Consider the following 19,412-nt stretch of genomic DNA (forward strand, 5'->3'; position numbering starts at 1 on the left):
CTCTCCTCTGGCTCGTCTCGCGGCTCCCCGCTGGAGTCCACGGACTCCGCACAGGCTATTCCTGCCGGACAGGTTGACGATGTGGTGGGCACCACGTCGCCCCGGCCCGACCTAGACTCCGGGCGTGGACTTCTACTCCGCCTACGCGCACGGGTTCGCGCGCGTGGCCGCCTGCACCCTGCCGGTCGCCCTCGCCGACCCGGCGACCAACGCGCGCCGCGTGGTCGAGCAGGCGCGGGCGTGCCACGACGACGCGGTCGCGGTCGCGGTCTTCCCCGAGCTGTGCCTGAGCGGCTACTCGGTCGACGACCTCTTCCTCCAGGACACCCTGCTCCAGGCCGTGGACGAGGCCCTGGCCTCGGTCGTGGACGCGAGCCGGGAGCTGCGGCCGCTGCTGGTCGTCGGCGCCCCGGTCGTGCACGGGTCGCGGGTGCTCAACTGCGCGGTGGTGATCCACCGTGGGCGGGTCCTCGGGGTTGCGCCGAAGTCGCACCTGCCGACCTACCGCGAGTTCTACGAGCGGCGCTGGTTCGCCCCGGGCGACGACCTGGCCGGGCACGAGGTCATGGTCGCCGGCCAGCGTGCCCCGCTGGGCCCCGACCTGATCTTCCGGGCGGTCGACGTCCCGGGCCTGGCCGTCCACGTCGAGGTCTGCGAGGACCTGTGGGTGCCGGTGCCGCCCAGCGCCCGGGCCGCGCTGGCCGGCGCCACGGTGCTGCTCAACCTCTCCGGCAGCCCGATCACCGTCGGGCGCGCCGAGGAGCGGCGCCTGCTGGTGCGCAGCGCCAGCGCCCGCTGCCTGGCGGCCTACGTGTACGCCGCGGCGGGGCAGGGCGAGTCGACCACCGACCTGAGCTGGGACGGCCAGACGATGGTCTACGAGGTGGGCGACCTGCTGGGGGAGGGGCAGCGGTTCCCCGAGGGCCCACAGCGCACGGTCGTCGACGTGGACCTGGCCAGGCTGCGCAGCGAGCGGCTGCGGCAGGGCACCTTCGACGACAACCGCCGCAGCCTCGGCACCGCCCAGACGTCGTTCCGGACCGTGGACCTCACCCTCGAGCCCCCGGCCGGGGACGTGGGGCTGCACCGCAAGGTCGACCGCTTCCCGTTCGTCCCCGACGACCCCGAGCGGCTCGCCCAGGACTGCTACGAGGCCTACAACATCCAGGTCTCGGGCTTGGAGCACCGCCTGGTCTCGATCGGCAGCCCCAAGCCGGTGATCGGGGTCAGCGGCGGGCTGGACTCCACGCACGCGCTCATCGTCGCCGCGAAGGCGATGGATCGCCTCGGGCGCCCGCGCAGCGACATCCTGGCCTTCACGATGCCCGGCTTCGCCACCGGCGAGGCCAGCAAGTCGTACGCCACCCGGCTCGCGACCGCCCTGGGGGTGACCTTCGAGGAGATCGACATCCGGCCCGCTGCCGAGCAGATGCTGGCCGACCTGGACCACCCCTACTCCCGCGGCGAGAAGGTCTACGACGTCACCTTCGAGAACATCCAGGCGGGTCTGCGCTACGACTACCTGTTCCGGCTGGCCAACCAGCGTGGCGGGATCGTGGTCGGCACCGGGGACCTGTCCGAGCTGGCCCTGGGCTGGTGCACCTACGGGGTGGGCGACCAGATGTCGCACTACAACGTCAACGCCGGGGTGCCCAAGACCCTGGTGCAGCACCTGATCCGCTGGGTGATCAGCCACGACGAGCTCGACCCCGGGGCGGACGAGGTGCTGGCCGAGATCCTCCGGCAGGAGATCACCCCCGAGCTCATCCCCACGACGGAGGGGGGGAAGCCGCAGGCGACCGAGGACTCGGTCGGCCCCTACGCGCTCCAGGACTTCACCCTGTTCCACCTGGTGCGGCTGGGCCACTCGCCGGCCCGGATCGCCTTCCTGGCGATGCACGCCTGGGCGGACGCGGGGACGGGGGAGTGGCCGCCCGGCTACCCCGAGCAGGACCGGCCGTCGTACGACCTGGCGGCGATCCGCCGGTGGCTCGAGGTCTTCCTCCGGAGGTTCTTCGCCTCCCAGTTCAAGCGCAGCGCCCTGCCCAACGGACCCAAGGTGAGCGCCGGCGGGACGATGTCGCCGCGAGGGGACTGGCGGATGCCCTCGGACGCCCGCGTGGCCGCCTGGTTGGCCGACCTGGACAGGGTGCCGCGAGGCTGAGCGTGTCCGTTTGGGTGATCCGCGCGTGGACGGCACACCGGTAGGACATAGTTTGGTGCCATGGGCAAGCAGGAAGACTTCGTTCTCCGGGCGCTCGAGGAACGGGATGTGCGGTTCGTCCGCCTCTGGTTCACCGACGTGCTGGGCTACCTCAAGTCAGTGGCAGTGGCGCCGGCCGAGCTGGAGAGCGCCTTCGGTGAGGGCATCGGCTTCGACGGGTCCGCGATCGAGGGCTTCGCGCGGGTGCAGGAGAGCGACATGCTCGCCAAGCCCGATCCCTCGACCTTCCAGATCCTCCCCTGGCGGGGCGAGGGCCCGGCCACGGCGCGGATGTTCTGCGACATCCTGATGCCGGACGGCAGCCCCTCCTACGCCGACCCGAGGCACGTGCTGAAGCGCACCCTGGGGCAGGCCGCCGACAAGGGGTTCACCTTCTACACCCACCCCGAGATCGAGTTCTACCTCTTCAAGGACGTCCCGCAGCCCGGTGTCGAGCCGGTGCCGGTGGACCGCAGCGGCTACTTCGACCACACGGCGCAGTCGATGGGCGCCGACTTCCGCCGCGAGGCCATCACGATGCTGGAGTCGATGGGCATCTCCGTCGAGTACAGCCACCACGAGGGCGGCCCCGGCCAGCAGGAGATCGACCTGCGCTACGCCGACGCGCTCTCGACCGCCGACAACGTGATGACCTTCCGGACGGTGATCCGCGAGGTGGCGCTGACCCAGGGCATCTGGGCCACCTTCATGCCCAAGCCGTACACCGAGCACCCCGGCTCCGGGATGCACACCCACGTGTCGCTCTTCGAGGGCGACCGCAACGCCTTCTTCGAGGCGGGCGCCCAGTACCAGCTCTCCAAGACCGGCAAGCAGTTCATCGCCGGTCTCATGCGCCACGCCGCCGAGATCACCGCGGTCACCAACCAGTGGGTCAACAGCTACAAGCGGCTGATCGGCGGCGGCGAGGCGCCGTCCTACATCTCCTGGGGGCACAACAACCGGTCCGCGATGGTCCGGGTCCCGATGTACAAGCCCAGCAAGGGACAGTCCACCCGGATCGAGCTGCGCTCGCTCGACGCCGCCTGCAACCCCTACCTCGCCTTCGCGGTGGTCCTCGCGGCCGGCATGAAGGGCATCGAGGAGGAGTACGAGCTGCCCCGGGAGGCGGAGGACGACGTGTGGTCGCTCAGCGAGCGCGAGCGACGCAGCCTCGGGATGACCGCGCTGCCGCGGACCCTCTACGAGGCCATCAACATCGCGGAGAGCAGCGAGCTGCTCGCCGAGACGCTCGGGGAGCACGTCTTCGACTTCTTCCTGCGCAACAAGCGCGCCGAGTGGGAGCAGTACCGCGGTCAGGTGTCGGCCTTCGAGCGTGACCAGATGCTGCCGGTGATCTGACGTGCCGGGTCACCGCGGCGAGGGGGAGGAGCGCCGGGCCGGCGCTCGGAAGGCGGCGCGCCCGGTCCTGGACCCGACGCCCGTGCCCCACTCGTCCGCGGTGGCGGGCTCCGGACACGTGCCGAGGCGCCGACCCGTCGTGGGCCGCGACTACCGGGTGGACCCCACCCGCGTCACCGGCCCGATCCGGCTGGTCCTCGAGCCGATGCTGTGGGTCGCCTTCGCCAGCGGGGTCGTGTGGCTCCTGGTGGCGGTGGACCCCGGGGTCCGGGACCCCGACGCCGGCGTCGCGGTCTACCGTCACACCCTGCCGTTGGCGCTCCTGGTGGGCACCCTGCTGGTCGTGTCCACGGTGACCGCGCTGATGTGGCTGCCCACCTCGACGACGGCCGCCCGGGCGCGCACGTCGTTCGCCGGTCTGGGGATGCTCGCCTCCGGGTGGCTCTTCTCCGCGGTCAACCCGGTGGACACCACCGACTTCCTGAGCCTCTCCTGGGCCTGCATCGCGGTCGGCGTCCTGCTCGTGGCCGTCTGCGCCGTGCCGTGGCCCACCAAGGCCTCGCGCCACCCCGGACCCCGCGGCCCGCTGGCCAGGGCCCTGGTGCTGAGCCTGGTGGTGGCCGTCGGCTGCGTCTCGCTGCTCGCCTGGGAGAGCGCCCAGGAAGGCCTCGTGGGCCGGGGCCCGGGCACCGGTGACGCCTGGGACGAGCTGCTGCCGCTGCTGAGCCTGCTGGTCGTGCTGATCGCGGGCGTACGACTCGTGCTCCGGCTGCCCTCGCGAGACCATGCGCGCTGACCTGGGAACCACCCGGCTGATCAGGGCGGGCTTCCAGGACCTGGAGCGGGCCCGCACGGGACTCGCGGCCCTGGGTGCTCATGCCGCCGCGCTGCTGGACCTGCTCTCCCGCGCGGCCGACCCCGATCTCGCGCTCTCCTCGCTGGTCCGTCTCGCCGAGGCCGCCGACCCGGCCGACGACCTGCTGGAGTCCCTCGCCTCCGACGAGGGTTCGGCGATGCGGGTGGTGGCGGTGCTCGGGGCGAGCGAGTCGCTCGGGGACCACCTGGCGCGCCACCCGGAGCAGTGGCGCGAGCTCACCGACCCCTCGCTCGGCTGCACCCGTCCGGCCGCCTGGTGGTTGCGCGCCCAGCTGCTGGCCAGCGTGGGAGCCTCCGCCGACGACGAGATGCCGGTCGCCACGGTGGAGGACCACGCCGCGGTCGACGCACTCCGGGTCGAGTACCGCCGGCTGCTGCTCCGACTCGCCGCCCGGGACCTCGCCCACCACCAGGGAGTGGACGACCTCGCCGCCGAGCTCTCGGACCTGGCCGCCGGCACCCTGGAGGCGGCGCTGGCCGTGGCCCGGGCCCGGGTGGGGGAGGACGCCGCCACCGCGCGGCTGGCCGTGGTCGCCATGGGCAAGTGCGGGGCCCACGAGCTCAACTACGTCTCAGACGTCGACGTGATCTTCGTGCACGAGGCGGTCGAGGGCGCCGACGAGAAGAAGGCCACCCGGGTGGCCACCCAGCTGGCCGCCCAGCTGATGCAGGTCTGCTCCGACCAGACCCGCGAGGGCACGATCTGGCCGGTGGACGCCGGGCTCCGCCCGGAGGGCAACGCCGGGCCCCTGGTCCGCACCCTGGCGAGCCACCAGGGCTACTACGAGCGCTGGGCGAGGACCTGGGAGTTCCAGGCGCTGCTCAAGGCGCGCCCGGTCGCCGGCGACCTCGACCTCGGCCGGCGGTTCGTGGCGATGGTCTCGCCGCTGGTGTGGTCGGTGGCCGAGCGGGACGGGTTCGTCACCGACGTGCAGGCGATGCGCCGACGGGTGCTGGAGCACATCCCCAGCAAGGAGGCGCAGCGGCAGCTCAAGCTCGGCTCCGGCGGACTGCGCGACGTGGAGTTCGCCGTACAGCTGCTCCAGCTGGTCCACGGCCGGGCCGACGAACGGCTGAGGGTCGCCACGACGCTGAGCGCGCTGGCGGAGCTGACCCGCGGCGGCTACGTCGGGCGCGAGGACGGGGAGACCCTGCACCGCGCCTACGCGTTCCTGCGCACGCTCGAGCACCGGATCCAGCTCTTCCGGCTCCGCCGCACCCACGTGGTGCCCTCCGACGAACGCGACCTGCGCCGGCTGGGCCGCTCGCTGGGGTTCGCCAAGGAGCCGGTGCAGCGGCTCGAGGAGACGTGGCACCACCACCGGCGCGAGGTGCGACGCCTCCACGAGAAGCTCTTCTACCGGCCGCTGCTCGACGCGGTGGCGCGCATCCCCGGCCCGGACGCCCGCCTGACCATCGACCAGGCGCAGGCGCGCCTCGCGGCGCTCGGCTACGCCGACCCGAAGGCCGCGCTGCGGCACCTCGAGGCCCTGACCAGCGGTGTCTCCCGGTCGGCGGCGATCCAGCGCACCCTCCTCCCGGTGATGCTGGAGTGGTTCGCCGACTCCCCGGACCCGGACGCGGGGCTCTTCCGCTTCCGGCGGATCAGCGAGGCGCTGGGGGACAGCCACTGGTACCTGCGCCACCTGCGCGACGAGGGGCAGGTGGCGCAGCGCCTGGCGCGGCTGCTGTCCACCTCGGCCTTCGCCACCGACCTGCTCGAGCGCGAGCCCCAGGGCGTGCGCATGCTGGGAGCCGACCTGACCCCCTTGGGGCCCGGGGTGCTGAGCACCGAGATGCTCGCCACCGCCCGGCGCCAGGAGGGCCCGGAGGACGCCGTGCGCTCGGTGCGCGCGATCCGGCGCCGCGAGCTCTTCCGGATCGCGGTGGGGGACCTCTTCGGCGAGATCGACGTGGCCGACGTGGGCCGTGCCCTCGGCCGGCTCACCGACGCCACCCTCGAGGCCACCTTGGACGTGGCCGTCCGGCAGGCCTGCGCGCAGCGTGGGCTGGCCGAGCCGCCCGCCCGCCTGGCCATCGTGGCGATGGGCAGGTACGGCGGCTTCGAGCTCTCCTACAGCAGCGACGCGGACGTCATGTTCGTCTACGAGCCGGTCGACGGGGTCGACGGGCAGACCGCGGCCGGGTGGTCCCAGGCGGTGGCCAACGAGATCCGCCGGCTGCTGGCGCTGCCGGGCAGCGATCCCGCGCTGGAGGTGGACGCCGACCTGCGGCCCGAGGGCAAGCAGGGGCCCCTGGTGCGCACCCTCGACTCCTATGCGGCCTACTACGCCAAGTGGTCCCACGTCTGGGAGGCCCAGGCCCTGCTGCGGGCCGACGCCGTGGTGGGCGACCAGGGCCTGCGGGACCGCTTCACCGAGATGATCGACCCGCTCCGCTTCCCGCGCGGGGGAATCAGCGCGGACGAGGTGGTCGAGATCCGCCGTATCAAGGCCCGGGTCGACGACGAGCGGCTGCCGCGGGGCGCCGACCCGCGCACCCACCTCAAGCTGGGGCGCGGCGGGCTCGCCGACGTCGAGTGGACCGTGCAGCTGCTGCAGCTGCGCTTCGCCGGCGACCTGGAGGGCCTGCGCACGCCGCAGACGCTCCAGGCCCTGCAGGCCGCCGCCGACTACGAGCTCCTGCCCCAGGAGGACGCCCGCACCCTCGTCGAGGCGTGGCGGATGGTCAGCCGGGTCCGCAACGCCGCCACCCTGGTGCGGGGTCGTCCGGTCGACCAGCTGCCCCAGGACGCCCGCGAGAAGGCGGCCGTGGCCAGCGTGCTGGGCTACGGGCCGGGGGAGTCGGACCGGATGGTCAACGACTACCTGCGGATCACCCGCCGGGCTCACACGGTCGTGGAACGGATCTTCTGGGGCTAGCGTCCGGCTTCGCGCCGGGCCTGGCGCAGCGCCTGCCAGGCGCCGCTGGACCACAGCGCCCACGCGACCAGGAGCGGCTGGAAGAAGAGCCGCCCGAACCGCTTGCCGTCGGTGTCGAGGCCGAACGCGTCGGTGCCCTCGACGTACTGGGCGATGTTGCCCGGGAAGATCACGACGAAGAAGGTGGCGGCGGCCAGCCCCACGCTCACCCGGGGCCGCTCCAGCAGCAGGAGCCCGAGGCCCAGCCCGATCTCGGCCACTCCCGAGACCACCACGACGACGTCGGTGTCGACCGGGAACCAGTCGGGCACCTGCGCCGAGAACTCCTGGCGGGCGACGGTCAGGTGCGAGACCCCGGCGAAGGTGAGCACGCCTCCCAGCACCCAGCGGGCCAGCCGTTGCGGCACCGACGTCGCGGGAGCGGGACGGGTGGTCGCGCGGCGTACGAGATCGAGCACGTCGTCCTCCGGAGCTGGTCGGGGTGGTTCGGGCCCCTGCTGGGCGGCCTCAGGCGTTCGGGCCTCAGGCGTTCGGGCCTCAGGCGTTCGGGGTGGTCTCGCCCCGCCCGACAGCGCCGTCGTGGCTGGCCTGCACCTGGTCGAGCAGCTCCATCAGGGGCTTCTCCTGCCGCGCCTTCTCCTGGTACTTGGGGCCGAGGGCACGGATCTGCTCCCGCTCGGCCAGCAGCGCCTGGTAGATCCGCTCCCGCTCGGCCGCGTCGTGGGTGTACTCGGAGTCCAGGTAGGCCTTGGCGTGCCGGCGGGCGTTGGCGATGGCGTTCTGGGCCTTGCCCGCGGGGCTGACCAGGGAGGCGATGACGGTCAGGATCAGGGTGCCGACGATGACGGTGAGGGAGAGACCGATCCCGACCTCGACCACCGGGACGTGCTCGCCGTCGTTGATGAACGGCAGGTTGTTCTCGTGCAGGGCGTGCAGGATCAGCTTGACGCCGATGAAGGCGAGGATCGCCGCCAGCCCGTAGGAGAGGTAGATCAGGCGGTCGAGAAGGCCGTCGATGAGGAAGTAGAGCTGGCGCAGGCCCAGCAGCGAGAACGCCGTGGCGGTGAAGACGATGAAGACGTCCTGGGTGAGGCCGAAGATCGCGGGGATCGAGTCGAGCGCGAAGAGGATGTCGGTGCCGCCGATGGCGACCATCACCAGCAGCATCGGGGTCATCACCCGCTTGCCGTTCTCGATGGTGAAGAGCTTGTCGCCGTCGTAGTAGTCGGTGGTGTGGAAGACCTTGCGGGCCATGCGGATGATGAAGTTGTTGGCCTCCTCGTCCTCCTCGTCCTCGGGCTTGAGGAGGTTGCCGGCGGTGATCAGCAGGATCAGGCCGAAGAGGTAGAAGATCCAGGCGAACGAGTTGATCAGCGCCGCGCCCAGCAGGATGAACCCGGTGCGGGCGATCAGCGCGAAGACGATGCCGAAGAGCAGGACCTTCTGCTGGTCCTCGCGAGGCACGCGGAAGCTGGACATGATGATGAGGAAGACGAAGAGGTTGTCGACCGAGAGCGCCTTCTCCGTGATGTAGCCGGCGAAGTACTCCGAGCCGGCCTGGCCGCCCCCGAAGAGGAGGACGCCGAAGCCGAAGAGGATCGCGATGCCCACGTAGAGCGCCGACCAGAGCGCGGCCTCGCGCAGCGTGGGGACGTGGGCCTTGCGGACGTGGAAGAAGAAGTCGAACGCCAACAGGGCGATGATGCCGACGATCGTCAGACCCCAGACTGCTGGGCTCACGTCCATGTGTTCTGCTCCTTGCTCGACCCGATGACCCGGAAAGTCTCGCAGACGCCCGGTGAGTCCCCGTGGCCCGCACCCGCCAGCAAGGTGAGACAGGTGTCTCATGGTGGCGTGATGACTCTTGCGTGTGAGGTGGGCCACATGCTCTGCTGCGGCTACCACAGCTCGGGGGCAAGAGGAGAGATCGTGAAGATTCGACGCATCATCACCGTGCTGGCCGCCTGGACGGCCGGGGTCGCGCTCGGGCTGGCTCCGGTGCCGGCCCAGGCCGCGGAGCCGCTGCCGCCCTTCTACCAGGCGCCCGCCTCGCTGCCGGCGGCGAACGGGGACCTGATCCGTAGCGAGCCCCTGAACATCCTGGTCGACCCCTCGAAGCTCTTCGGGGTGCGCTCCCGCGCCACCCGGGTGCTCTACCGCTCGACCGACCGCACCGGCGCCCCGATCGCGGTCTCGGGGTCGGTGATCGTGCCCGAACGCGCCTGGGTCGGTCCGGGTCGGCGACCCGTCATCGGCTACGCCGTCGGCACCCAGGGCATCGGTGACACCTGCGCCCCCTCCCGCCTCTTCAGCGAGCTGCTGGAGTACGAGTCGATCTTCATGTCGGGCCTGCTGGCCCGCGGCTACGCGATCGCGATGACCGACTACGAGGGACTGGGGACCGCGGGGGAGCACACCTACATGGACCGCCGCTCCCAGGGCCAGGCGGTCCTCGACATGGTCCGCACCGCGCAGCGGCTCCCCGGCAGCGGCCTCTCCGCCCAGCACCCGGTCGCGTTCTACGGCTACTCCCAGGGCGGCGCCGCGGCCGCCTCCGCGGCCGAGCTCGCCGCCTCCTACGCGCCGGAGCTGAAGGTCAAGGGCACCGTGGCCGGGGCCGCGCCCGCAGACCTGCGGGCCCTGCCGGGAGCCATCGACGGGACGCTCTACTCCGAGTTCACCTGGTACGCCATCGCCGGTCTCTCGGCCAGCTACGACCTGGACATCACCACCTACCTCAACGCGGCGGGCAAGGAGATGTTCGCCGGGATGCAGGACAACTGCGTCTTCGACCTCTTCGGGTCGGCGTTCACCAAGTCGTCGGACTACACCGCCGACGGGGCCAGCCTGGGCCAGCTCATCGAGCGGGAGCCGTTCCGCACCATGATCGACGACCAGCGGATCGGGCGGATCCGGCCCAGCGCCCCGGTGCTGCTGACCCACAGCCTGCTCGACGACGTGGTGCCCTACCGGGTGGGCAAGCAGCTCGCCAGGGACTGGTGCGACCGGGGGGCCAACGTGCGGCTGAGCACCAACGCCACCCCGCTGCACGTGGGCGGCATGCTCAACAACGCCACCGAGGTCTACGGCTTCCTCGAGGCACGGTTCGCCGGCATCCCCGCCGCGTCGTCCTGCTGGCGGCTCTGAGGCGCGGGAGGACGCGGCTCAGGCCGGGTCGTCGTGCGGCCCCAGCAGGGGGTTGGGCTTGGGCACCGAGGTGTCGTGGTTCCCGTAGTGGTCCCCAGGACACATGTCGTAGCTGTGGGTCGGGTTCGGGTCGAACCAGCCGACGCTCTCGGTGTGGACGAGGTCCTCGGCGCAGTGGCGGCACCGGGCCGGGACGAGCCTGCCGCGGTGGAGCCGGCGCAACGGCTTGCGCCGGCCCTCCCCGTAGCCGGTCACGACATCGCGACCCGCAACGTGTCAGGGTTGCTGGGCGCCACGGCCGGGAGACCCTCGTAGGACCCGTTGGGGGTCACCACGGTGCCGGACTCGCCGCTGAGGATCTGCTGGGCCTCCTCGAGCCGGCCGATGGCAGCGATGCCCCCGGTCAGCTCCACGAACCGGCAGACCGCCTCGACCTTGGGCCCCATCGACCCGGCCGCGAAGTCCATCTCACGCAGGCTCTTGGGCGTGGCCTGGCGCACCGGCTCCTGCTCCGGGGTGCCGAAGCCGCGCATCACGCTCGAGACGTCGGTCAGCACCAGGAGGATGTCGGCGTCGAGCGCCTCGGCCAGCACCGAGCTGGTGAGGTCCTTGTCGACGACGGCCTCGACGCCGGTCAGCTGGCCGTGCTCGTTGCGGATCACCGGGACCCCGCCACCGCCGGCGCAGACCACCACGGCCCCGCTCTGCAGCAGCTGCCGGATCAGGCGCGTCTCCACCACCCGGTGCGGGCGGGGAGAGCCGACCACGCGGCGCCAGCCGGTGCCGTCGGGCTTGACGACCCAGCCGCGGTCCGCGGAGAGCTGTCGCGCCTCCTCCTCGGTGTACATCTCACCGACGAACTTGGTCGGGTTCGCGAAGGCGGGGTCGGCCGCCTCGACCAGCGTCTGGTTGATGATCGCCGCCACCTGCCGCCCGGGCAGCTCGTTCTGCATCGCCTGGAGCAGCCAGTAGCCGATCATCCCCTGTGTCTGGGCGCCGAGCACGTCGAAGGGGTACGGCGTGGTCAGGCGAGGGTCCGAGGCGCTCTGGAGGGCCAGCACGCCCACCTGGGGACCGTTGCCGTGGGTGAGGACCAGCTCGTGGTCGGTGGCCAGCGGCGCCAGCGAGCCGACCGCCCGCCGGACGTTCTCCTCCTGCACGTCGGCGTCCGGCTTCTGACCGCGTTGCAGGAGCGCGTTGCCACCCAGGGTGGCGACGATACGCACCTCAACCTCCCAGGGTGGCCACGAGCACGGCCTTGATGGTGTGCATGCGGTTCTCCGCCTGGTCGAAGACGATCGAGTGCTTGGACTCGAACACCTCGTCGGTGACCTCCAGCGACTCCATGCCGGTCTCCTGGAAGAGCTCCTCGCCCACCTTGGTGTGGCGGTCGTGGAAGGCGGGCAGGCAGTGCATGAACTTGACCCTCGGGTTGCCGGTGGCCTCCACCACGCTCATGCTGACCTGGTAGTCCTTGAGCTGGTCGATGCGCTGGGCCCACAGCTCCTTCGGCTCGCCCATCGAGACCCACACGTCGGTGTAGAGGAAGTCCACCCCGGCGACGCCGGCGGAGACGTCGGCCGTGTGGGTGATGCGGGCTCCCGTGTCGTCGGCGATGCGGGTGGCCTCGGCGATGATCGCCTCGTCGTTCCACAGTGACTCCGGCGCCACGATCCGCACGTCCATGCCCATCATCGCGCCGGTGACGAGCAGCGAGTTGCCCATGTTGTTGCGGGCGTCGCCGAGGTAGGCGAAGGCGATCTCCTCGTCGTGCTTGGCGCTGTGCTCGCGCATGGTGAGCATGTCGCAGAGCATCTGGGTGGGGTGCCACTCGTCCGTCAGCCCGTTCCAGACCGGGACCCCCGCGTAGGCGGCCAGCGTCTCGACGTTGGTCTGGGCCGAGCCCCGGTACTCGATGCCGTCGTACATCCGGCCCAGCACCCGGGCGGTGTCCTCCATCGACTCCTTGTGCCCGATCTGCGACCCGGTCGGGTCGAGGTAGGTCACGCGGGCACCCTGGTCGAACGCGGCGACCTCGAAGGAGCAGCGGGTGCGGGTGGAGGTCTTCTCGAAGATCAGCGCGATGTTCTTGCGAGCCAGTCGCGGCTGCTCCGAGCCGACGTACTTCGCGTGCTTGAGCTCGGCGGCGAGGTCGAGCAGGAAGCGCCACTCCTGGGGGGTGAAGTCCAGCTCGCGGATGAAGCTGCGGTTCCTCAGGTTGAAGGCCATGACTCAGATCCCTTCCCGCTCGACGGGGCACGACATGCAGCGCGGGCCGCCGCGGCCACGCCCGAGCTCGTTGCCCCGGATCGTGATCACCTCGACGCCCTTCTTGCGCAGGTAGGTGTTGGTGGTGACGTTGCGCTCGTAGGCGACGACCACGCCCGGCCTCAAGGCCAGCACGTTGCAGCCGTCGTCCCACTGCTCGCGCTCCGCGGCGTGCACGTCCTGGGTGGCGGTGAGGACGTTGATCGAGTCCAGGCCGAGCGCCTTCGCGATCGCCAGGTGCATGTCCTCGGCGGGGTGCGGGGTGATCTTGAGCTCCGTCTCGCTGTCGCCCGGCTCGATGGTGTAGGCCGGCAGCATCCCCAGCCCGACGTACTTGGTGAAGGTGTCCTCGTTGACCATCGTCATCACCGTGTCGAGGTGCATGAACGCCCGGGCCATCGGCATCGACAGTGCGACGACCTTGCTCGCGCTCCCCTTCTTGAAGAGTCGGCGGGCCAGCCGCTCCACGCCTTGGGGCGTGGTGCGCTCGCTCATCCCGATCAGCACCACGCCCCGGCCCAGGACGAGGATGTCGCCGCCCTCGGTGGTCGCGGTGCCGTTCACGGTGCCTTCGGACCACACCTGGTAGGAGGCGTCGGCGAAGCGGGGGTGCCAGCGGTAGATCGCCTCGTAGTGGATCGTCTCGCGGGCGCGGGCCCGCTTGCGCATCGCATTGATCGAGACGCCGTCGAAGATCCAGGCGGAGGTGTCGCGGGTGAAGAGATGGTTGGGCAGCGGGGGCAGCAGCAGGTCGTCGAGGTCGAGGGCATGCACCACCAGGGAGGCGGGCTCCTCGACGCGCTCGAGCAGCTCGCGCTTGGTCATCCCACCGATCAGGTGGGTCGTCAGCTCCGCATTCTCCATCGACCCGAAGGCGCTGTGCAGGCTCGCCATGGCCATCGGCCCGTAGACGAGCTCGTTGAGCGACTGCTCCAGGATGAACTTCTTCGCCTCGGGGATCGCCAGGGTCTCGGTCAGGAGCTGGTCGAGCAGGTAGACCTGCACGCCCTGCTCCCGCAGCACCTCGGCGAAGGCGTCGTGCTCGAGCTTCGCGTTCTTGACCCACAAGACGTCGTCGAACAGGAACTCGTCGTGGTTGCTCGGCGTCAGCCGCTTCAGTTCCAGGTCCGGACGGTGGAGGATCACTTGCTTCAGTCGGCCGACCTCGGAGTCCACGTGCAGGGTCATGTCCTGTTCCTTCCGGTTGTCTTGTCTTTCACCCTGCGTCTTCTCCGGCGCCTGGGGGAGGGGCCGAAGGTCACGAGCCCCGATGCCAACCGGCCGGTGTGGGGGGGACGCCCGCGCGGTTGCATGGAGGCGCCCACTTCGTCGGACCGAGCAGAGGTATCTCCGTGGCCAGACACGCGGCACAAGGATCCGACTCGTCGACAGACGAGCCGAAGAAGTCGAGGGAGCTGAGGTTCCCGAGCGCGTTCACCGTGCTCTTCGTGGTGACCGTCGTGGTGTGGCTGCTGGCCTTCATCATCCCGACGGGCAGCTACCAGAACGACGCCGAGACCGGCGCCCCCATCCCCGGGAGCTATGAGCGCACCGACGACCCCCTGACCTTCGGTGGCCGGCTGATGCAGATCTTCCTGGCCCCGGTCAACGGCCTGTACGGCGTGCAGAACGCCGACGGCTTCATCGGGCCCTACGAGGCCGGGGAGCTCTACGGCGCGGCGGGCGTCTTCCTGTTCGTCATCGCCATCGGCATCTTCATCACGATGTCGATGACCACCGGGGCCATCGACAACGGGGTCGCCCGGATCGCCCACCGGATGAGCCACCGCGGACCGGTGCTGATCGCCGTGCTGATGGTGCTCTTCTCCGTGGGGGGCACGACCGAGGGCATGGCCGAGGAGACCCTCGGGTTCTACGCCCTGGTCATCCCGCTGATCCTGGCCCTCGGCTACGACCGGATGGTCGCCACCGGGGTGATCATGGTCGGCGCGGGCGTCGGCGTCCTCGCCTCGACCGTCAACCCGTTCGCGACCGGCGTGGCCTCGGACGCAGCCGGGATCTCGATCGGCGACGGCATCGGGCTGCGTTTCCTGATGTACGTGCTGCTGGTGCCCGTGGGCATCTGGTGGGTGCTGCGCTACGCGCGCCGGGTCAAGGCCGATCCGGCCGTCTCCTACACCGGTGTGGTCCCGGGCGACGAGGAGATCCGCTCCAGCGGACTCGGCGAGCCCCCGGTGCTCACCGGCAAGCAGAAGCTGGTGCTGACGCTGGTGGGGCTCACGTTCGTCTTCATGATCTTCGCGATCGTGCCGTGGGCCCAGGTCATCGACGGGCCGAACGCGGAGAGCTACAGCTGGCAGCTCGACTGGTACTTCCCCGAGCTGGCGGCGCTGTTCCTGGCCATGTCCCTCGTCGTCGGCCTGATCGGCGGTCTGGGGGAGAAAGGGTTGACCGACACCCTGGTCAGTGGCGCCGGCGACTTCATCGGAGTCGGCCTGATCATCGTCCTGGCGCGCGGCGTCACCGTGATCATGAACAACGCTGAGATCACCGGTACCATCCTGCACTCGATGGAGGAGCTGGTGAGCGACACCAACTCCGGGCTCTTCGGAGCCGTGATGTTCCTGATCAACCTGCCCTTGGCGTTCCTGGTGCCGTCGTCGTCGGGGCACGCTGCCCTCGCCATGCCGATCCTGGCCCCGCTGGCCGACTTCGCCGGCGTCAGCCGCGCCATCGTGGTGACGGCCTACCAGTCCGCGTCCGGAGTGGTGAACCTGATCACCCCGACGTCGGCGGTGGTCATGGGTGGCCTCGCGCTGGCCAAGGTGCGCTACGACCAGTACGTGCGCTTCGTGGCTCCCCTGCTGGGGATCCTGCTGGTCCTTTCCACGGTGATCATCGCCGTGGCCGCGTCCTTCTGAGCACCCCACTTGCCCTCACCGACCCGTGGAAGGAACGAGAGCGAGTGAACACCCTTCTCCAGCCACTGCTCGTCGGCGTCGTCGGGTCACCGGCCATCCACGGGGCCGTGCGCGCCGCGGTGGCCGAGGCGCGGGAGCTGGGCGCGTCGCTGAGGCTGGTGCACGTCGTGCCGGACCACCTTCCCCTGGTCCCGGTCGACGCGCTGGTGGGCCGCGAGCTGGTCAGCAGGGGAGCAGACCTCCTGGCGAGCGCGGCGGCCAGCGTCGCGGCCCTGGCCCCCGACCTCGAGGTGGAGACCCAGCTGCGTCGCGGCGGCGTGGCGACCCAGCTCGCCGCCGCCGGTGAGGACGCCGCCGCGCTCTACGTGGGCCGCGAGGGCCCGCAGCTGGGGCACGTCCTGAAGGGCAACGCGGCAGCCGGGACAGCGGCTCGCGCGCCCTGCCCGGTGGTGAGCGTCCCCGCGGACTGGCAGCCCCGGCCGAAGCGGGGCAAGGTGGTCGTGGCACTGAAGATGGGCGCCGACGCCTCGGAGCTCTTCGCCGACGCCTTCGCCGAGGCCGGCACGCGCGGGGACAGGGTCGTGGTGCTGCACTCGTGGGGCCTGCCCGCCATGTACGACGACCTCGTGGTCTCGCAGGCGGGCCCCATGGAGCCGGCCCGCCGCTCGTCCGCGGTGCTCGAGCAGCTTCTCCAGGAGTGGCGCACCAGCTATCCCGGTGTCGAGGTCGAGCTCCGGGTGGTCCACGACGAGCCGGTGCGTGCCCTCGTGGCGGCGTCCAGGGTGGCGGACCTGCTGATCCTGGTGCGCCGGCCCCACGGGCCCAAGCAAGGAAGCCTCGGCGGCACGGCCCGAGCCGTGCTGCGCGGCGCCGAGTGCCCCGTACGGGTGCTCCCGCCCTCGCGGCCCCCCGGCCAGCCCGCTCTGGTGCTCGAGCGGTCGGGCGGCCTGGTGACCTGAGGAGTCCGGCCGCGGTCAGGGGATGGGCACGGTCCAGACCAGGCTCGTCCCGTGCCTGGGGGACGAGCGGACGCGGAGCCGCCCGCCGCGTCGCTCGGCGCGCCGGCGGACGTTGGCGAGCCCGCTCTCGACGGCCGACTCAGGGATCCCGGTGCCGTCGTCGATGACCGCGACCACGACCTCCTCCACGACGCTGACCTGGACCGAGCACGTGGTCGCCCCCGAGTGACGGACGGCGTTCGAGAGGGCTTCGCTCAGGACGGCGAGGACGTCGGAGAGGAGGTCCTGGTCCAGGACGGTCCTGATCGCGCCCCGGAACTCCAGGGTGGGCCTCAGCTTCATCGTCCGGGTCGCCCGGTCGACCAGCTCCACGATGGCGGACCGGGGATCCAGGTCGTCGTCCACCGGTCCGAGCCGGAAGATGGTGCGTCGGATGTCGCGGATCGTGGTGTCGATCTCGTCGGAGGTGCGGGCGAGACGGCGTGAGATCTCGTCGGGGTCCCGGAGCCACGAGATCCCCTGCATCTCCAGACCCAGCGCGAAGAGCTTCTGGATGACCAGGTCGTGCAGGTCGCGGGCGATCCGGTCGCGGTCCTGCAGTACCGCACGCCGCTGGTCGGCCTGTCCGTGGCGCGCCTCGCTGAGGACCAGGGGGGCCTGTTCGGCGAGCGTGGCGGCCAGGGCGGTCCGGGGCCGCTGGCGGTCGGGGACGCCGTCCCTCCTCCAGGCCAGGGTGATGACCGCCTCCAGTCCCGCGGAGCTCGAGATGGGGACGACCAGTCCCGGCCCCGTGGGAGCCAGGCCGAGCGCAGCCGGGACGTCGACCGCGTGGCGGTGGTCCGCGATGCTCTTGACCGTCATCGCCCGTCCGGTGGTCGCGACGGCGCGGGCCAGGGAGGTGGTGAACTCCAGGGCGGCCATCTCCTCGGCAGTGGCCTCGAACCCCGAGACGACACGCAGCCTCAGGTCCGCCGGGTCGGAGCCGGTGACCACCCATGCCAGATCGGCTCCGGAGAGGTCCCGAGCCCAGTCGCAGACGTGCTGGAGCGCGACGTCGTCGGGCTCGCCGTGGAAGAGCTCGGAGGCGGCCGAGAGCCAGTGCTCGCGCTGGGTGACCTGCGCGCGCAGCCGGGACCCCTCGATCGCGACCCCGGCCGCACCCGCCAGGGCCGAGGCGATCTGCTCGTCCTGCTCGGTGAACCCCGCCCCGGAGCGCTTGTCGCCCAGGTGGAGGGTGCCGAACACCTGGTCGCCGACCTGGATGCCGGCCTCGAGGGCCAGCGTGGTCGGCTGCTGCGCGCCCGGCTGGCGCAGCTGGCGCCACGCCAGCGTGCCGTCCGTCTCGTCGCCGGGCCCGTCGCCGGCCAGGACGGCAGGGTCGTCGGCGGCCGGCTTCCGCTGGGTGGGCACCCCGAGTGCCTCCGCCGGCAGCCCGGGGGCTTCCGCCGCCAGCCCGGCCTCCTGGGTGGTGACGAAGCCCCGGGGCGCGGGCGGGCGCTGGTCGTGGTCCAAGAGCTTGAGCGTCCCGTAGCGGGCGCCGGTGAGGTCCATCCCCACCTGGACGATCCGAGCAAGCTTCCCGTCGAGGGGGAGCCCCGAGGAGAGACTGGCCAGTGTGCCGAGCAGCAGCCGCCACTCCTGGTTCGCCACCGTGCCGGCCGACGCGCCCGCTCGAAGCATCAGCTCGTCGAAACTGGCCTGGGCGTCGTGCGGCGAGGCCTGTGCCTCGCGGTCACCCGAGATGTCATGCATGCTCACTCCTCCGCGGCCGCTGTCTTGACCGACGGGTTCACGTACCCCATTTGTGTTGGAGCATCCCCATTCCGGGGGATGGGCCCATGAACCCGCTCAGCGGGGCTCGGGGTGACCGTGCGTGGCGATGATGGCGGCCTGGGTCCGCGAGCTGACCCCGAGCTTGCCCAGCATGGTGGAGACGTAGTTCTTGGTGGTCTTCTCGCTCAGGTGGAGCTGCGAGGCGATCTGCCGGTTGGTCAGGCCCTGCCCGACCAGGGCGAGCACCTGGCGCTCCTTGGGGGTGAGGTGCCGGGTGAGCGGGTTGACCGGCGGCCCGTCGCGCAGTCGCGCCAGCACACGGGCGGTGAGGGCCGGGTCGAGCATCGACTGACCGGCCGCGACGCGACGTACCGTGTCGGCCAGGTCCGCGGCCTTGACCTGCTTGAGCACGTAGCCGGAGGCCCCGGCCATGATGGCGGCGAAGAGCGCCTCGTCCTCCTCGTAGGAGGTGAGCATGAGGGCGGCGATCTGGGGGTCCACCGAGCGCACCTGACGGCAGACCTCCACACCGGTGCCGTCCGGCAGCCGGACGTCGAGGACCGCGACGTCGGGGCGGAGCGCGGGGATGAGGTGCGCCGCCTGCTGGGCCGACCCGGACTCGCCGATGACGACGATGTCCCCGTCCCGTTCCAGCACGCTGCGGATCCCGTGGCGGACAAGCTCGTGGTCGTCGAGTAGGAAGACCGTGACCGGGCGCTGCGGCCCGGTGGCCGAGCCCGTCCCCTGCTCATGCATGGGCCCAATCTACGGTCAGCCCCGCCACCACAACCTAGACCTGAGGCAGCGATCTCTCGGGCCCTTGGCCTCTTGCGGATTTCGCCGGAATAGGGCAAGGAGCGGTCCGCCACCCGCCCGTGCCGTGACCGGGGGCGGCCCGGCCGGTGGCGGTGAGGAAGTGTCCAGAGGTCCTCACCGAGGGGTGTCGTTTGGCCCTGCGCGGCGACGCGGCGCCCGCCCCACGCTGGTGGTGCGCCGTCGCTCGGTCGGGGGACGGCACTCGGTCAGGACCACCCGCCCTGCTGGCTTACCCGAGAGGCGTGAC

General features: G+C 71.3%; 15 protein-coding genes. 7 read left to right on the forward strand and 8 right to left on the reverse strand.

Features of this window, described 5'->3' with window-relative positions:
- Window positions 1-124 precede the first annotated feature (124 nt).
- The 4 genes from AC4BGE_RS16400 to AC4BGE_RS16415 all read left to right on the forward strand — a co-directional run bounded on the left by AC4BGE_RS16400 (window position 125) and on the right by AC4BGE_RS16415 (window position 7,320).
- Complete coding sequence (locus AC4BGE_RS16400; RefSeq protein WP_490575955.1) at window positions 125-2,164, forward strand: NAD(+) synthase; 2,040 nt, start codon at window positions 125-127, stop codon at window positions 2,162-2,164.
- 60 nt (window positions 2,165-2,224) lie between these two features.
- A complete protein-coding gene (gene glnA / locus AC4BGE_RS16405) occupies window positions 2,225-3,562 on the forward strand; it encodes a type I glutamate--ammonia ligase (RefSeq protein ID WP_490572321.1) in 1,338 nt (445 codons plus the stop codon).
- Window positions 3,563-3,644: 82 nt separating this feature from the next.
- A complete protein-coding gene (locus AC4BGE_RS16410) occupies window positions 3,645-4,358 on the forward strand; it encodes a hypothetical protein (RefSeq protein WP_490572322.1) in 714 nt (237 codons plus the stop codon).
- On the forward strand, window positions 4,348-7,320 hold the full coding sequence (locus tag AC4BGE_RS16415; protein WP_490575956.1) for a bifunctional [glutamine synthetase] adenylyltransferase/[glutamine synthetase]-adenylyl-L-tyrosine phosphorylase: 2,973 nt from the start codon (window positions 4,348-4,350) through the stop codon (window positions 7,318-7,320). The genes AC4BGE_RS16410 and AC4BGE_RS16415 overlap by 11 nt, the downstream gene beginning before the upstream one ends.
- On the opposite strand, the gene AC4BGE_RS16420 is transcribed toward AC4BGE_RS16415, so the two are convergent.
- Together AC4BGE_RS16420 and AC4BGE_RS16425 are read right to left on the reverse strand one after the other, a co-directional pair.
- Window positions 7,317-7,715 (reverse strand): DoxX family protein, encoded by a 399-nt coding sequence (locus tag AC4BGE_RS16420; protein WP_490576019.1) that lies wholly within the window; start codon window positions 7,713-7,715, stop codon window positions 7,317-7,319. The two genes, AC4BGE_RS16415 and AC4BGE_RS16420, sit on opposite strands and share 4 nt — an antisense overlap.
- A 142-nt stretch (window positions 7,716-7,857) precedes the next feature.
- A complete protein-coding gene (locus AC4BGE_RS16425; RefSeq protein WP_490575957.1) occupies window positions 7,858-9,066 on the reverse strand; it encodes a TerC family protein in 1,209 nt (402 codons plus the stop codon).
- Window positions 9,067-9,249: 183 nt separating this feature from the next.
- Here AC4BGE_RS16425 and AC4BGE_RS16430 point away from each other — a divergent pair, with 183 nt between their 5' ends.
- Window positions 9,250-10,467: a lipase family protein gene (locus AC4BGE_RS16430; RefSeq protein WP_490575958.1), complete on the forward strand. Its 1,218-nt coding sequence runs from the start codon at window positions 9,250-9,252 to the stop codon at window positions 10,465-10,467.
- Between the two features lie 18 nt (window positions 10,468-10,485).
- On the opposite strand, the gene AC4BGE_RS16435 is transcribed toward AC4BGE_RS16430, so the two are convergent.
- The 4 genes from AC4BGE_RS16435 to AC4BGE_RS16450 are packed head-to-tail and all read right to left on the reverse strand — an operon-like array spanning window position 10,486 to window position 13,923.
- The gene (locus AC4BGE_RS16435) at window positions 10,486-10,722 is read right to left on the reverse strand and encodes a hypothetical protein (RefSeq protein ID WP_490575959.1); all 237 of its coding nucleotides are present in this window, start codon (window positions 10,720-10,722) and stop codon (window positions 10,486-10,488) included.
- The gene (gene arcC / locus AC4BGE_RS16440; RefSeq protein ID WP_490575960.1) at window positions 10,719-11,693 is read right to left on the reverse strand and encodes a carbamate kinase; all 975 of its coding nucleotides are present in this window, start codon (window positions 11,691-11,693) and stop codon (window positions 10,719-10,721) included. The genes AC4BGE_RS16435 and arcC overlap by 4 nt, the downstream gene beginning before the upstream one ends.
- Window position 11,694: 1 nt before the next feature.
- Complete coding sequence (gene argF / locus AC4BGE_RS16445) at window positions 11,695-12,696, reverse strand: ornithine carbamoyltransferase (RefSeq protein WP_490572328.1); 1,002 nt, start codon at window positions 12,694-12,696, stop codon at window positions 11,695-11,697.
- Window positions 12,697-12,699: 3 nt separating this feature from the next.
- The gene (locus AC4BGE_RS16450) at window positions 12,700-13,923 is read right to left on the reverse strand and encodes an arginine deiminase (RefSeq protein WP_490572329.1); all 1,224 of its coding nucleotides are present in this window, start codon (window positions 13,921-13,923) and stop codon (window positions 12,700-12,702) included.
- Between the two features lie 164 nt (window positions 13,924-14,087).
- Between AC4BGE_RS16450 and AC4BGE_RS16455 the strand changes: the two genes are divergently transcribed.
- Window positions 14,088-15,617, forward strand: a complete 1,530-nt coding sequence (locus tag AC4BGE_RS16455; protein ID WP_490575961.1) for a YfcC family protein — start codon at window positions 14,088-14,090, stop codon at window positions 15,615-15,617.
- 44 nt (window positions 15,618-15,661) lie between these two features.
- Window positions 15,662-16,576, forward strand: a complete 915-nt coding sequence (locus AC4BGE_RS16460; RefSeq protein WP_490572331.1) for a universal stress protein — start codon at window positions 15,662-15,664, stop codon at window positions 16,574-16,576.
- 15 nt (window positions 16,577-16,591) lie between these two features.
- On the opposite strand, the gene AC4BGE_RS16465 is transcribed toward AC4BGE_RS16460, so the two are convergent.
- Both AC4BGE_RS16465 and AC4BGE_RS16470 read right to left on the reverse strand, forming a co-directional pair.
- Entirely contained in the window at window positions 16,592-18,328 is a 1,737-nt protein-coding gene (locus tag AC4BGE_RS16465; RefSeq protein WP_490575962.1) for a sensor histidine kinase, read from the reverse strand.
- A gap of 96 nt (window positions 18,329-18,424) precedes the next feature.
- Window positions 18,425-19,105 (reverse strand): response regulator, encoded by a 681-nt coding sequence (locus AC4BGE_RS16470; RefSeq protein ID WP_490572333.1) that lies wholly within the window; start codon window positions 19,103-19,105, stop codon window positions 18,425-18,427.
- Between the last annotated feature and the right edge of the window lie 307 nt (window positions 19,106-19,412).

The sequence above is a fragment of the Nocardioides sp. Z50_6 genome (assembly GCF_058215755.1).

Coding starts and splice junctions, on each gene's coding strand:
- AC4BGE_RS16415 (WP_490575956.1), top strand. CDS start 4,348: ATGCGCGCTGACCTGGGAACCACCCGGCTGATCAGGGCGGGCTTCCAG.
- AC4BGE_RS16425 (WP_490575957.1), bottom strand. CDS start 9,066: ATGGACGTGAGCCCAGCAGTCTGGGGTCTGACGATCGTCGGCATCATC.
- AC4BGE_RS16470 (WP_490572333.1), bottom strand. CDS start 19,105: ATGCATGAGCAGGGGACGGGCTCGGCCACCGGGCCGCAGCGCCCGGTC.
- AC4BGE_RS16465 (WP_490575962.1), bottom strand. CDS start 18,328: ATGCATGACATCTCGGGTGACCGCGAGGCACAGGCCTCGCCGCACGAC.
- glnA (WP_490572321.1), top strand. CDS start 2,225: ATGGGCAAGCAGGAAGACTTCGTTCTCCGGGCGCTCGAGGAACGGGAT.
- AC4BGE_RS16450 (WP_490572329.1), bottom strand. CDS start 13,923: ATGACCCTGCACGTGGACTCCGAGGTCGGCCGACTGAAGCAAGTGATC.
- argF (WP_490572328.1), bottom strand. CDS start 12,696: ATGGCCTTCAACCTGAGGAACCGCAGCTTCATCCGCGAGCTGGACTTC.